Annotated in this window: 25 protein-coding genes; 1 reads left to right on the top strand and 24 read right to left on the bottom strand. The window is 50.4% G+C overall.

Annotated features, from left to right (window positions below; genetic code table 11):
• Position 1: 1 nt before the first annotated feature.
• The 21 genes from rplO to rpsJ all read right to left on the bottom strand — a co-directional run bounded on the left by rplO (position 2) and on the right by rpsJ (position 9159).
• Entirely contained in the window at positions 2-436 is a 435-nt protein-coding gene (gene rplO / locus ET34_RS0116580; RefSeq protein WP_031523912.1) for a 50S ribosomal protein L15, read from the bottom strand.
• Between the two features lie 3 nt (positions 437-439).
• Positions 440-619 carry a 50S ribosomal protein L30 gene (gene rpmD, locus ET34_RS0116575; RefSeq protein WP_004846568.1) on the bottom strand — a complete coding sequence of 60 codons (180 nt, stop codon included), beginning with the start codon at positions 617-619 and terminating at the stop codon, positions 440-442.
• Positions 620-625: 6 nt separating this feature from the next.
• Positions 626-1126, bottom strand: coding sequence for a 30S ribosomal protein S5 (gene rpsE, locus ET34_RS0116570; RefSeq protein WP_024549507.1), 501 nt, complete (start codon positions 1124-1126; stop codon positions 626-628).
• A 14-nt stretch (positions 1127-1140) separates the two neighbouring features.
• The gene (gene rplR, locus ET34_RS0116565; protein ID WP_031523910.1) at positions 1141-1494 is read right to left on the bottom strand and encodes a 50S ribosomal protein L18; all 354 of its coding nucleotides are present in this window, start codon (positions 1492-1494) and stop codon (positions 1141-1143) included.
• Positions 1495-1503: 9 nt separating this feature from the next.
• Positions 1504-2037 carry a 50S ribosomal protein L6 gene (gene rplF / locus ET34_RS0116560; protein ID WP_031523909.1) on the bottom strand — a complete coding sequence of 178 codons (534 nt, stop codon included), beginning with the start codon at positions 2035-2037 and terminating at the stop codon, positions 1504-1506.
• A 12-nt stretch (positions 2038-2049) separates the two neighbouring features.
• Positions 2050-2442 carry a 30S ribosomal protein S8 gene (rpsH, locus tag ET34_RS0116555; RefSeq protein ID WP_031523908.1) on the bottom strand — a complete coding sequence of 131 codons (393 nt, stop codon included), beginning with the start codon at positions 2440-2442 and terminating at the stop codon, positions 2050-2052.
• 33 nt (positions 2443-2475) lie between these two features.
• The gene (gene rpsN, locus ET34_RS0116550; protein ID WP_004388614.1) at positions 2476-2781 is read right to left on the bottom strand and encodes a 30S ribosomal protein S14; all 306 of its coding nucleotides are present in this window, start codon (positions 2779-2781) and stop codon (positions 2476-2478) included.
• Positions 2782-2790: 9 nt separating this feature from the next.
• On the bottom strand, positions 2791-3330 hold the full coding sequence (rplE, locus tag ET34_RS0116545; protein ID WP_031523907.1) for a 50S ribosomal protein L5: 540 nt from the start codon (positions 3328-3330) through the stop codon (positions 2791-2793).
• Between the two features lie 14 nt (positions 3331-3344).
• Complete coding sequence (gene rplX / locus ET34_RS0116540) at positions 3345-3659, bottom strand: 50S ribosomal protein L24 (protein ID WP_002445369.1); 315 nt, start codon at positions 3657-3659, stop codon at positions 3345-3347.
• 10 nt (positions 3660-3669) lie between these two features.
• Entirely contained in the window at positions 3670-4041 is a 372-nt protein-coding gene (gene rplN, locus ET34_RS0116535; RefSeq protein ID WP_002919748.1) for a 50S ribosomal protein L14, read from the bottom strand.
• A gap of 164 nt (positions 4042-4205) precedes the next feature.
• Positions 4206-4460 carry a 30S ribosomal protein S17 gene (rpsQ, locus tag ET34_RS0116530; protein WP_002438707.1) on the bottom strand — a complete coding sequence of 85 codons (255 nt, stop codon included), beginning with the start codon at positions 4458-4460 and terminating at the stop codon, positions 4206-4208.
• The gene (rpmC, locus tag ET34_RS0116525; RefSeq protein ID WP_004388609.1) at positions 4460-4651 is read right to left on the bottom strand and encodes a 50S ribosomal protein L29; all 192 of its coding nucleotides are present in this window, start codon (positions 4649-4651) and stop codon (positions 4460-4462) included. Before rpmC ends, rpsQ begins: the two co-directional genes overlap by 1 nt.
• A complete protein-coding gene (gene rplP / locus ET34_RS0116520; RefSeq protein ID WP_002438716.1) occupies positions 4651-5061 on the bottom strand; it encodes a 50S ribosomal protein L16 in 411 nt (136 codons plus the stop codon). The genes rpmC and rplP overlap by 1 nt, the downstream gene beginning before the upstream one ends.
• Before the next feature lie 12 nt (positions 5062-5073).
• The gene (gene rpsC, locus ET34_RS0116515) at positions 5074-5772 is read right to left on the bottom strand and encodes a 30S ribosomal protein S3 (protein ID WP_006817277.1); all 699 of its coding nucleotides are present in this window, start codon (positions 5770-5772) and stop codon (positions 5074-5076) included.
• Between the two features lie 17 nt (positions 5773-5789).
• On the bottom strand, positions 5790-6122 hold the full coding sequence (gene rplV, locus ET34_RS0116510; protein ID WP_000447529.1) for a 50S ribosomal protein L22: 333 nt from the start codon (positions 6120-6122) through the stop codon (positions 5790-5792).
• Between the two features lie 14 nt (positions 6123-6136).
• Positions 6137-6415 (bottom strand): 30S ribosomal protein S19, encoded by a 279-nt coding sequence (rpsS, locus tag ET34_RS0116505; RefSeq protein ID WP_001138115.1) that lies wholly within the window; start codon positions 6413-6415, stop codon positions 6137-6139.
• 16 nt (positions 6416-6431) lie between these two features.
• Positions 6432-7253, bottom strand: a complete 822-nt coding sequence (gene rplB, locus ET34_RS0116500; protein WP_023479412.1) for a 50S ribosomal protein L2 — start codon at positions 7251-7253, stop codon at positions 6432-6434.
• Between the two features lie 17 nt (positions 7254-7270).
• A complete protein-coding gene (rplW, locus tag ET34_RS0116495; protein ID WP_031523897.1) occupies positions 7271-7573 on the bottom strand; it encodes a 50S ribosomal protein L23 in 303 nt (100 codons plus the stop codon).
• On the bottom strand, positions 7570-8175 hold the full coding sequence (rplD, locus tag ET34_RS0116490) for a 50S ribosomal protein L4 (RefSeq protein ID WP_024558311.1): 606 nt from the start codon (positions 8173-8175) through the stop codon (positions 7570-7572). The genes rplW and rplD overlap by 4 nt, the downstream gene beginning before the upstream one ends.
• Positions 8176-8185: 10 nt before the next feature.
• A complete protein-coding gene (gene rplC / locus ET34_RS0116485; RefSeq protein ID WP_024549497.1) occupies positions 8186-8815 on the bottom strand; it encodes a 50S ribosomal protein L3 in 630 nt (209 codons plus the stop codon).
• Positions 8816-8847: 32 nt separating this feature from the next.
• On the bottom strand, positions 8848-9159 hold the full coding sequence (gene rpsJ / locus ET34_RS0116480) for a 30S ribosomal protein S10 (RefSeq protein ID WP_001181005.1): 312 nt from the start codon (positions 9157-9159) through the stop codon (positions 8848-8850).
• Between the two features lie 381 nt (positions 9160-9540).
• Between rpsJ and ET34_RS22070 the strand changes: the two genes are divergently transcribed.
• Positions 9541-10032 carry a prepilin peptidase gene (locus ET34_RS22070; RefSeq protein WP_072002052.1) on the top strand — a complete coding sequence of 164 codons (492 nt, stop codon included), beginning with the start codon at positions 9541-9543 and terminating at the stop codon, positions 10030-10032.
• On the opposite strand, the gene bfr is transcribed toward ET34_RS22070, so the two are convergent.
• The 3 genes from bfr to ET34_RS0116465 all read right to left on the bottom strand — a co-directional run.
• Entirely contained in the window at positions 10004-10492 is a 489-nt protein-coding gene (bfr, locus tag ET34_RS0116475) for a bacterioferritin (protein ID WP_031523893.1), read from the bottom strand. The two genes, ET34_RS22070 and bfr, sit on opposite strands and share 29 nt — an antisense overlap.
• A 72-nt stretch (positions 10493-10564) precedes the next feature.
• Entirely contained in the window at positions 10565-10759 is a 195-nt protein-coding gene (bfd, locus tag ET34_RS0116470) for a bacterioferritin-associated ferredoxin (protein WP_031523892.1), read from the bottom strand.
• Positions 10760-10945: 186 nt separating this feature from the next.
• Positions 10946-11158 (bottom strand): EF-Tu C-terminal domain-related protein (locus ET34_RS0116465; protein ID WP_031522768.1); only part of this gene is annotated, 213 nt, incomplete at its 5' end.

Genomic DNA, 11158 nt, shown 5'->3' with positions numbered 1-11158 from the left:
CTTATTCCTCGATTTTACCGCCAGCAGCTTCGATAGCAGCACGAGCGCCTTTAGTCACACGCAGGCCACGAACGGTTACCGGACGAGTTACTTCGCCAGACAGAATCACTTTCGCGAATTCGATCTGAATACCGATAATGTTTGCAGCTTTCAGTGTGTTCAGGTCAACCACATCACCATCAACTTTCGCCAGCTCGGACAGACGCACTTCTGCGGTCACCATAGCTTTACGAGAGGTGAAGCCGAACTTCGGCAGACGGCGATACAGTGGCATCTGGCCACCCTCGAAACCGCGACGTACGCCACCGCCAGAACGAGAGTTCTGACCTTTGTGACCACGACCACCGGTTTTACCGAGGCCAGAACCGATACCACGACCCAGACGCTTGGAAGCGTGCTTAGACCCTTCGGCCGGAGACAGAGTATTTAAACGCATCTCTTACTCCTCAACTTTAACCATGTAGGAAACCGCGTTGACCATACCACGTACAGCGGGAGTATCCTCACGCTCAACGGTATGACCAATACGACGCAGACCCAGGCCAAGCAGCGTTGCCTTGTGTTTCGGCAGACGACCGATTGCACTGCGGGTTTGAGTGATTTTAATAGTCTTTGCCATGGTCAATTACCCCAGAATTTCTTCAACGGATTTACCACGCTTGGCAGCGACCATTTCTGGGGACTTCATGCTTTCCAGGCCATCAATAGTTGCACGAACCACGTTAATCGGGTTGGTGGAACCATATGCTTTAGCCAGAACGTTATGAACCCCAGCGACTTCCAGAACGGCGCGCATTGCACCACCGGCGATAATACCGGTACCTTCGGAAGCCGGCTGCATGAATACACGAGAACCCGTGTGAACACCTTTAACCGGGTGCTGCAGGGTGCCGTGGTTCAGCGCGACGTTAATCATATTGCGACGGGCTTTTTCCATCGCTTTCTGGATCGCTGCCGGAACTTCGCGTGCTTTACCGTAACCAAAACCTACGCGACCGTTGCCATCACCCACTACAGTAAGAGCGGTGAAGCTAAAGATACGGCCACCTTTAACAGTTTTAGATACGCGGTTAACCGCGATCAGCTTTTCCTGCAGTTCGCCAGCTTGTTTCTCGATGTGTGCCATCTTACACCTCTACCTTAGAACTGAAGGCCAGCTTCACGGGCAGCATCTGCCAGTGCCTGGACACGACCATGATATTGGAACCCGGAACGGTCGAAAGAAACATCTTTGATGCCTTTTTCGATAGCGCGTTCTGCAACTGCTTTACCTACAGCAGCGGCAGCGTCTTTGTTCCCGGTATACTTCAGTTGCTCAGCGATAGCTTTTTCTACAGTAGAAGCAGCTACCAGAACTTCAGAACCATTCGGAGCGATCACCTGTGCGTAAATATGACGCGGGGTACGATGTACCACCAGGCGGGTCGCACCCAGCTCTTTGAGCTTGCGGCGTGCGCGGGTCGCACGACGGATACGAGCAGATTTCTTATCCATAGTGTTACCTTACTTCTTCTTAGCCTCTTTGGTACGCACGACTTCGTCGGCGTAACGAACACCCTTGCCTTTATAAGGCTCAGGACGACGGTAGGCGCGCAGGTCTGCAGCTACCTGACCGATCAACTGCTTATCAGCACCTTTCAGTACGATTTCAGTCTGAGTCGGACATTCAGCGGTAATACCTGCAGGCAGCTTGTGGTCAACCGGATGTGAGAAGCCCAGGGACAGGTTCACAACATCACCTTTGACCGCAGCACGGTAACCTACACCAACCAGTTGAAGCTTACGGATGAAGCCTTCGGTAACACCGACAACCATTGAGTTCAGCAGAGCACGTGCGGTACCAGACTGGGCCCAACCATCTACAAAACCTTCGCGCGGAGCGAAAGTCAGAGTGTTATCTGCTTGCTTCACTTCAACAGCATCGTTGAGAGTACGAGTCAGCTCGCCGTTTTTACCTTTGATCGTAATAACCTGACCGTTGAGTTTTACCTCTACGCCGGCAGGAAGAACGATCGGTGCTTTAGCAACACGAGACATTTTTTCCTCCGATTACGCTACGTAGCAGATAATTTCGCCGCCGAGACCAGCCTGGCGCGCTGCACGATCAGTCATAACACCTTTAGAGGTAGAAACAACTGCGATACCCAGACCGGCCATAACTTTCGGCAGCTCATCTTTTTTCTTATAGATGCGCAGACCTGGGCGGCTGATACGCTGAATGCTTTCTACCACAGCTTTGCCCTGGAAATACTTGAGAGTAAGTTCCAGTTCAGGCTTGGTGTCGCCTTCAATTTTAAAATCTTCGATATAACCTTCTTCCTTCAGCACGTTGGCAATTGCCACTTTCAGCTTGGAGGAAGGCATGGTGACCGCAGCTTTGTTCGCGGCCTGACCGTTACGGATACGGGTCAGCATATCCGCGATCGGATCTTGCATGCTCATCTGTCTTTACTCCCGTGATTCAATTGGTGACAATTACCAGCTAGCCTTTTTCAGACCCGGGATTTCACCGCGCATAGCGGCTTCACGGACCTTAATACGGCTCAACCCGAACTTCCGCAGGAAAGCGTGCGGACGACCAGTTTGACGGCAGCGGTTACGCTGACGAGACGGGCTGGAATCACGCGGCAGAGTCTGCAGCTTGAGAACGGCATTCCAACGATCTTCGTCGGAGGCGTTCACATCAGAAATGATCGCTTTCAGTTCAGCGCGTTTAGCGAAGTATTTTTCAGCCAAAGCTACGCGCTTTACTTCGCGTGCTTTCATTGATTGCTTAGCCATGAAGTAACCTTACTTGCGGAACGGGAAGTCAAAGGCAGCCAGCAGAGCACGGCCTTCTTCATCGGAATTCGCAGTAGTGGTGATGGTAATATCCAAACCACGTACGCGATCGACTTTATCGTAATCGATTTCCGGGAAGATGATCTGCTCACGGACACCCATGCTGTAGTTACCACGACCATCGAAAGACTTAGCGGACAGGCCACGGAAGTCACGAATACGCGGTACAGCAATAGTGATCAGACGCTCAAAGAACTCCCACATGCGTTCGCCACGCAGAGTTACTTTACAGCCGATCGGATAGCCCTGACGGATTTTGAAGCCTGCAACTGATTTGCGTGCCTTGGTGATCAACGGCTTTTGACCGGAGATTGCTGCCAGGTCAGCTGCTGCGTTATCCAGCAGTTTCTTGTCAGCGATCGCTTCACCAACACCCATGTTCAGGGTGATCTTCTCGACCCGAGGGACTTGCATGACAGAATTGTAGTTAAACTCGGTCATGAGTTTTTTAACTACTTCGTCTTTGTAGTAATCATGCAGTTTCGCCATCGTACTACTCCAAATTACTTGATAGTTTCGCTATTAGACTTGAAGAAACGGACTTTTTTGCCGTCTTCGAATCTAAAGCCTACACGGTCAGCCTTGCCGGTTGCCGCATTGAAGATTGCAACGTTAGAAACCTGAATAGCAGCTTCTTTTTCAACGATGCCACCCGCCTGGTTCAGAGCCGGGACCGGCTTCTGGTGTTTCTTAACCAGGTTGATACCTTCAACAATGACCTTGCCGGAAGACAGGACATTCTTAACTTTACCGCGCTTACCTTTATCTTTACCGGTTAACACGATAACTTCGTCATCACGACGGATTTTCGCTGCCATGATTCGCTCCTTAAAGTACTTCTGGTGCCAGAGAGATAATTTTCATGAACTTTTCAGTACGAAGTTCACGAGTTACCGGCCCAAAAATACGCGTACCGATGGGCTGCTCACTGTTATTGTTTAAAATAACGCATGCATTGCCATCGAAGCGAATGACAGAACCGTCCGGGCGACGAACACCCTTCTTGGTGCGCACCACTACCGCCTTCAGCACATCACCTTTTTTGACCTTACCACGCGGAATTGCTTCCTTGATGGTGATCTTGATGATATCGCCGACGCCTGCGTAGCGACGGTGCGAGCCACCCAGAACCTTGATACACATTACGCGACGAGCGCCGGAGTTGTCGGCGACGTTCAGCATAGTCTGTTCCTGGATCATTTAGTGCTCCGCTAATGTCAACTACTACTTCGGGACCCAAAAAATCAGGTCGTTAAATAACCCCATATCGAGGGCGCGGCATTATAACACCGGTTCCCAGATAAGGGTAGAAAAAATAAACGGCTCATCTCTGAGCCGTTTATCGTTTGAGAATGCGTACTCTATTACAGAACCGCTTTCTCTACAACGCGAACCAGAGTCCAGGACTTAGTCTTGGACAGCGGACGGCATTCACGGATTTCAACCTTGTCGCCGATACCACATTCGTTGTTCTCGTCATGTACGTGCAGTTTGGTCGTACGCTTAATGAATTTACCGTAGATCGGGTGTTTCACGAAACGTTCGATAGCAACAACAATGGATTTCTCCATTTTGTCGCTTACGACGCGACCTTGCAGAGTACGGATTTTATCGGTCATTACGCACCCGCCTTCTCAGTCAGTAAAGTCTTAACGCGTGCGACGTCACGACGCACTTGCTTCAACAGGTGAGTCTGTTGCAGCTGGCCACTTGCAGCCTGCATACGCAGGTTAAACTGCTCACGCAGCAGGTTAAGCAGCTCGGTGTTCAGCTCTTCAACACTCTTTTCACGCAGCTCTTTTGCTTTCATTACATCACCGTCTTAGTTACAAAGGTGGTTTTAATCGGCAGTTTCGCTGCTGCCAGCTTGAATGCTTCACGGGCAAGCTCTTCCGGTACGCCGTCCATTTCATACAGGACTTTACCCGGCTGAATCAAGGCAACCCAATACTCTACGTTACCTTTACCTTTACCCATACGAACTTCAAGCGGCTTCTCGGTGATCGGTTTGTCCGGGAATACACGGATCCAGATTTTACCCTGACGCTTAACTGCACGGGTCATAGCACGACGTGCTGCTTCGATCTGACGTGCAGTCAGACGACCACGGCCAACAGCTTTCAGACCGAAAGTGCCGAAGCTAACATCCGTACCCTGCGCCAGACCACGGTTGCGGCCTTTGTGCACTTTACGGAATTTTGTACGCTTTGGTTGTAACATCAGCGACGCTCCTTATTTACGGCCTTTACGCTGCTGCTTTTTAGGTTGAGCAGCCGGTTCCGGTTGTTCAACAGCAGCCATACCACCCAGGATCTCACCTTTGAAGATCCATACCTTAACGCCGATTACACCGTAAGTGGTGTGCGCTTCAGAGGTGTTGTAGTCAATGTCAGCACGCAGCGTATGCAGCGGAACGCGACCTTCACGGTACCATTCGGTACGTGCGATCTCAGCGCCGCCCAGACGGCCGCTAACTTCAACTTTGATACCTTTAGCGCCCAGACGCATGGCGTTCTGTACAGCACGCTTCATAGCACGACGGAACATAACACGACGTTCCAGCTGAGAAGTGATGCTGTCAGCAACCAGTTTTGCGTCCAGTTCAGGCTTACGAACTTCGGCGATATTGATCTGTGCAGGAACGCCAGCGATATCCGCTACGACCTTGCGCAGTTTCTCAACGTCTTCACCTTTCTTACCGATAACGATACCCGGACGAGCGGTGTGAATGGTCACACGGATGCTCTTAGCCGGACGCTCGATAACGATACGAGATACAGACGCTTTCGCCAGTTCCTTAGTCAGGTACTGACGTACTTTAAAGTCGCTGTCCAGGTTGTCAGCGAATTCTTTGGTGTTCGCAAACCAGGTAGAGTTCCATGGTTTTACAATACCCAGGCGAATACCATTAGGATGTACTTTCTGACCCATTGCTAGTCTCCAGAGTCTCAGCGATCGGACACAACCACAGTGATGTGGCTGGTGCGCTTCAGGATGCGATCTGCACGACCTTTTGCACGCGGCATAATGCGCTTCATGCTTGGGCCTTCATCTACGAAAATTTTCGTGACTTTCAGATCGTCGATGTCAGCGCCATCGTTGTGTTCAGCGTTAGCAATGGCAGATTCCAGGACCTTCTTAACCAGTACAGCCGCTTTCTTGTTGGTGTAGGTTAAAATATCCAGAGCCTGCGACACTTTCTTACCGCGAATCAGGTCAGCCACAAGGCGAACCTTTTGAGCAGAAGAACGAGCATGGCGATGTTTAGCGATAGTTTCCATCTCTTCCTCCTACCTTATTTCTTCTTCGCTTTTTTATCAGCAGCGTGGCCGCGATAAGTACGAGTCGGTGCGAATTCACCCAGTTTGTGACCGACCATTTCGTCGGAAACAAATACCGGAACGTGCTGACGACCATTATGGACAGCGATGGTCAAACCGATCATGTTAGGAAAGATCGTTGAACGACGGGACCAGGTGCGCAGGGGCTTCTTGTCACCGCTTTCCACCGCTTTCTCTACCTTCTTCAGCAAGTGCAGGTCAATAAAAGGACCTTTCTTGAGAGAACGTGGCATGGCTTATCCTCTAAAATTATTTGCTACGGCGACGTACGATAAATTTATCAGTACGCTTGTTGCTGCGGGTCTTCTTACCTTTGGTCTGAACGCCCCACGGAGTTACCGGGTGCTTACCAAAGTTACGACCTTCACCACCACCATGTGGGTGATCTACCGGGTTCATCGCAGTACCGCGAACGGTAGGACGAATACCACGCCAGCGTGCAGCACCTGCTTTACCCAGAACGCGCAGCATATGCTCAGCGTTACCAACTTCGCCCAGAGTAGCGCGGCAGTCAGCTTCCACTTTACGCATTTCGCCAGAACGCAGACGCAGGGTGACATAAGCACCGTCACGAGCAACGATCTGTACATAGGTACCAGCAGAACGCGCCAGCTGACCGCCTTTACCTGGTTTCATTTCTACGTTATGAACGGTAGAACCAACCGGGATATTGCGCATCGGCAGGGTGTTACCCGCTTTGATTGCAGCATCAACGCCAGACTGAATCTGGTCGCCAGCTTTCAGGCCTTTAGGGGCCAGGATGTAACGGCGCTCGCCATCTTTGTACAGAACCAGTGCGATGTTCGCAGAGCGGTTCGGATCGTACTCAAGACGTTCAACAACTGCCGGGATACCATCTTTGTTGCGTTTGAAGTCAACAATACGGTAAGCCTGCTTGTGGCCACCACCGATATGACGAGTGGTGATACGGCCATTGTTGTTACGGCCACCGGATTTGCTGTTTTTTTCCAGCAACGGAGCAAAAGGTTTGCCCTTGTGCAGCTCAGGGTTAACCACTTTAACTACGTGGCGACGACCCGGAGATGTCGGTTTACACTTAACAACTGCCATTGTATTACTCCTCCGACTTACTCAGCGCCGCCAGCGAAGTCCAGATTCTGGCCTTCTTTCAGGGTGACGTAAGCTTTTTTCCAGTCGCTACGACGACCGATACGCTGTCCATGACGCTTGGTTTTACCCTTAACTACCAGGGTATTCACGTCATTAACTTCGACTTCAAACAGTTTCTGCACAGCAGCTTTGATTTCTGCTTTGGTCGCGTCTTTAGCAACTTTGAGAACGATGGTGTTAGTTTTTTCCATCGCAGTAGACGCTTTTTCAGAAACGTGCGGTGCACGCAGCACTTTCAGCAGACGTTCTTCACGAATCATGCCAGCATCTCCTCAACTTGCTTAACAGCATCAGCAGTCATTACGACTTTGTCGAAGGCGATCAGGCTAACTGGATCGATACCTGCAGCATCACGTACGTCAACCTTGTGCAGGTTGCGCGCAGCCAGGAACAGATTCTCATCCAGTTCGCCGGTGATGATCAGCACATCTTCCAGAGCCATGTCTTTCAGTTTCTGAGCCAGCAGCTTAGTTTTCGGCGCTTCTACAGAGAACTTCTCGACAACGATCAGACGATCTTGACGTACCAGTTCGGACAGGATGCTTTTCAGCGCGCCGCGGTACATCTTTTTGTTAACTTTTTGACTGTGGTCTTGCGGGCGAGCAGCGAAGGTCACGCCACCGGAACGCCAGATCGGGCTCTTGATAGAACCTGAACGCGCACGGCCGGTACCTTTCTGGCGCCACGGCTTTTTACCGGAACCAGTTACTTCAGCACGAGTCTTTTGAGCACGAGTACCCTGACGAGCACCAGCTGCATAAGCTACAACAACCTGGTGTACCAGCGCTTCGTTGAAATCACGACCGAAGGTAGTTTCGGAAACAGTCAGCGCGCTTTGCGCGTCTTTCAATACTAATTCCATTGCTATCTCCTCACGCCTTCACAGCTGGTTTAACGATCAGGTCGCTACCGGTTGCACCCGGAACTGCACCCTTAACCAGCAGCAGGTTGCGCTCAGCGTCAACACGTACTACGTCCAGGCTCTGAACGGTTACGCGCTCATTACCCAGCTGACCTGCCATTTTCTTGCCTTTAAACACTTTGCCCGGAGTCTGGTTCTGACCGATAGAACCCGGAACGCGGTGAGACAAGGAGTTACCGTGGGTAGCGTCCTGGGTACGGAAATTCCAGCGCTTAACGGTACCTGCGAAACCTTTACCTTTAGAGGTGCCAGTTACGTCTACTTTTTTAACTTCAGCAAACAGCTCAACGCTAATGTCCTGACCTACGGTGAACTCTTCGCCATCAGCGAGGCGGAATTCCCACAGACCACGGCCAGCTTCAACGCCAGCTTTAGCGAAGTGACCAGCTTCCGGCTTAGTTACACGGTTAGCTTTTTTAGCACCAGTGGTAACCTGAACAGCACGGTAGCCATCGTTAGCCAGATCTTTAACCTGAGTAACGCGGTTTGCTTCAACTTCGATTACGGTTACTGGGATAGATACGCCATCTTCAGTGAAGATGCGGGTCATACCCACTTTTTTACCGACTAAACCAATCATTGTTTCAACCTCTCAATCGCTCGATGACCTGATTAACCCAGGCTGATCTGCACGTCTACACCGGCAGCCAGGTCCAGACGCATCAGAGCATCAACGGTTTTCTCGGTTGGCTCAACGATGTCAACCAGACGCTTGTGAGTGCGGATTTCGTACTGATCGCGCGCGTCTTTGTTGACGTGCGGGGAGATCAGAACGGTGAAGCGCTCTTTGCGGGTCGGCAGCGGGATCGGACCACGTACCTGCGCACCAGTGCGCTTGGCAGTCTCGACGATTTCCGCGGTTGATTGATCGATCAGACGATGATCAAACGCTTTAAGACGGATACGGATTCTTTGGTTCTGCATGAGACCAGAGCTCCAATTATTTATAGACGAAAAGAATTACTCCTCGCACCCATTACGATTGATGGGGGAGTGTAATCGTTCTTACGTAGCCCCCCAATCGGGAGCATTGTTTTGATGACTGACTGCTTCACCCAGACTCATATCGAGCCGGCCGTCAATATAGACAGGCCCGCGCATTATACGGAAATCTGACCTATTAGCAAGTGCTGATTATAAATTAAGCGTAGTCACGAAATTCCCCGAGCAGCCTCGCATTGCAGACTGCAAAAATGTACCCGGAGAAAACAGAGCTGAAGCCGGTTTCCGGCTTTACACAGTACCACTTTTGTTCTTATCCCCTCGCGCTAATCTCGGCACACAATTTTTCGCTGGGGATTAGTTATGCTCACTTACTTTTTCGCCTTTATCTATCTGTGCCTCATCCTGCGCCTGAGCTGGATTGACTGGCGGACAGGGTTACTGCCCAATAGCCTTACCTGCCCGTTTCTTTGGTGTGGAATGCTTTTTCAGCTTCTTTGTGCACCTGAATTTTTAAACTCTGCCGTATGGGGGGCTATCGGCGGGTATTTGTTTTTATATCTGGTGTACTGGTGCTACAGAGCATTATGTAAGCATGAAGGACTGGGCTACGGAGACGTCAAGCTATTTGCGGCATTGGGTGCATGGCACGGATGGCAAGCACTGACCGGTTTATTACTTATCGCTTCAGCGGGAGGCTTAGTGGCGTCGCTTCTTTATGGGCCCTTAACACGCCGGGGATTTACCATCAAAAACCCGCTGCCGTTTGGCCCATTTCTGGCAGCAGCGGGGCTGATTTCAGTCGGGGTAAGTTACTACCCACCCATCAGGACGCTCCTGATGCCTCTTCTTTAATCTGTGACTGAATATAGTTCTGCAGACCAATTTTGCTGATGAGGTCGAGCTCAGTTTCCAGCCAGTCGATATGGTGTTCTTCGTCCTCAAGGATTTTGATCATCATATCGCGGCTGACGTAATCATGAATGGTGTCGGCATAGGCAATAGCCTCCCGAAGATCCTGAGCCCCCTCCAGTTCCAGTTGAAGGTCAGAGCGCAGCATCTCTTCGACATCTTCACCGATGTGAAGTTTGCCTAAGTCCTGCAGGTTCGGAATACCTTCGAGAAATAAAATACGCTCGATATAAATATCGGCATGTTTCATTTCATCGATAGATTCATGGTATTCCACGTTGTTGAGGCGCATCAGGCCCCAGTTTTTGAACATTCTTGCATGGAGAAAATACTGATTGATTGCGACAAGCTCATTTCCCAATAATTTATTGAGATAGTTTATGATTTTAATATCACCTTTCATTTTATAGTCCCTCCGCTTCCACTCATTAGAGCGTAGATGCGGCATCAGGGATGTCAAAAAAAAGATGAAATCTTAAGCAATCTCTTTGTATTCGGGAAGCTGCATCAGTTCATCCTGCATAATCTCACGTGCAGCGCGCACGCATTTTCCACATTGATTCCCAATCAAAATGAATTTGCGTAGCTGCTGAAAAGATTGCGGATGATACTGGCGTACCGCCTGACGGATTTTTTTATCACTTACACCATTACACAAACAAACGTACATGATGACTCCCGTTCAATTTCTGCGCAAAGAGTAAATGAGAATGGTTATGATTACAATAGCACAGCGATTGTAACTCATCAGGCGATTCGCGGTGCTTTGAGAATAGTGTTTGCAGGCAGGGAGTTAACGCGATCAAAAAAGGGCGCCGAAGCGCCCTCTTTTTTATTCAGAAACTAATCAGAGTGATTAGCCCAGAACTTTAGCAACAACGCCCGCGCCAACGGTACGGCCGCCTTCACGGATTGCGAAACGCAGACCGTCGTCCATCGCGATCGGGTGGATCAGGGTAACAACCATTTTGATGTTGTCGCCCGGCATTACCATCTCAACGCCTTCCGGCAGTTCGATGGTGCCAGTCACGTCAGTAGTACGGAAGTAGAACTGCGGACGGTAGCCTTT

Source organism: Siccibacter colletis (assembly GCF_000696575.1).
In the GTDB taxonomy this organism is placed as follows: Bacteria; Pseudomonadota; Gammaproteobacteria; order Enterobacterales; family Enterobacteriaceae; genus Siccibacter; species Siccibacter colletis.
The sequence above is the reverse complement of the archived record's forward strand: the minus strand, read 5'-3'. Positions and strand labels throughout refer to the sequence as shown.

Coding starts and splice junctions, on each gene's coding strand:
- rplB (WP_023479412.1), bottom strand. CDS start 7,253: ATGGCAGTTGTTAAGTGTAAACCGACATCTCCGGGTCGTCGCCACGTA.
- rplD (WP_024558311.1), bottom strand. CDS start 8,175: ATGGAATTAGTATTGAAAGACGCGCAAAGCGCGCTGACTGTTTCCGAA.
- rplR (WP_031523910.1), bottom strand. CDS start 1,494: ATGGATAAGAAATCTGCTCGTATCCGTCGTGCGACCCGCGCACGCCGC.
- ET34_RS22070 (WP_072002052.1), top strand. CDS start 9,541: ATGCTCACTTACTTTTTCGCCTTTATCTATCTGTGCCTCATCCTGCGC.
- bfd (WP_031523892.1), bottom strand. CDS start 10,759: ATGTACGTTTGTTTGTGTAATGGTGTAAGTGATAAAAAAATCCGTCAG.
- bfr (WP_031523893.1), bottom strand. CDS start 10,492: ATGAAAGGTGATATTAAAATCATAAACTATCTCAATAAATTATTGGGA.
- rpmC (WP_004388609.1), bottom strand. CDS start 4,651: ATGAAAGCAAAAGAGCTGCGTGAAAAGAGTGTTGAAGAGCTGAACACC.
- rpsS (WP_001138115.1), bottom strand. CDS start 6,415: ATGCCACGTTCTCTCAAGAAAGGTCCTTTTATTGACCTGCACTTGCTG.
- rplO (WP_031523912.1), bottom strand. CDS start 436: ATGCGTTTAAATACTCTGTCTCCGGCCGAAGGGTCTAAGCACGCTTCC.
- rpsQ (WP_002438707.1), bottom strand. CDS start 4,460: ATGACCGATAAAATCCGTACTCTGCAAGGTCGCGTCGTAAGCGACAAA.
- rplV (WP_000447529.1), bottom strand. CDS start 6,122: ATGGAAACTATCGCTAAACATCGCCATGCTCGTTCTTCTGCTCAAAAG.
- rpsC (WP_006817277.1), bottom strand. CDS start 5,772: ATGGGTCAGAAAGTACATCCTAATGGTATTCGCCTGGGTATTGTAAAA.
- rplN (WP_002919748.1), bottom strand. CDS start 4,041: ATGATCCAGGAACAGACTATGCTGAACGTCGCCGACAACTCCGGCGCT.
- rpsH (WP_031523908.1), bottom strand. CDS start 2,442: ATGAGCATGCAAGATCCGATCGCGGATATGCTGACCCGTATCCGTAAC.
- rplP (WP_002438716.1), bottom strand. CDS start 5,061: ATGTTACAACCAAAGCGTACAAAATTCCGTAAAGTGCACAAAGGCCGC.
- rplF (WP_031523909.1), bottom strand. CDS start 2,037: ATGTCTCGTGTTGCTAAAGCACCGATCGTTCTTCCTGCCGGCGTAGAG.
- rplX (WP_002445369.1), bottom strand. CDS start 3,659: ATGGCAGCGAAAATCCGTCGTGATGACGAAGTTATCGTGTTAACCGGT.
- rpsE (WP_024549507.1), bottom strand. CDS start 1,126: ATGGCACACATCGAGAAACAAGCTGGCGAACTGCAGGAAAAGCTGATC.
- rpmD (WP_004846568.1), bottom strand. CDS start 619: ATGGCAAAGACTATTAAAATCACTCAAACCCGCAGTGCAATCGGTCGT.
- rplW (WP_031523897.1), bottom strand. CDS start 7,573: ATGATTCGTGAAGAACGTCTGCTGAAAGTGCTGCGTGCACCGCACGTT.
- rpsN (WP_004388614.1), bottom strand. CDS start 2,781: ATGGCTAAGCAATCAATGAAAGCACGCGAAGTAAAGCGCGTAGCTTTG.
- rpsJ (WP_001181005.1), bottom strand. CDS start 9,159: ATGCAGAACCAAAGAATCCGTATCCGTCTTAAAGCGTTTGATCATCGT.
- rplE (WP_031523907.1), bottom strand. CDS start 3,330: ATGGCGAAACTGCATGATTACTACAAAGACGAAGTAGTTAAAAAACTC.
- rplC (WP_024549497.1), bottom strand. CDS start 8,815: ATGATTGGTTTAGTCGGTAAAAAAGTGGGTATGACCCGCATCTTCACT.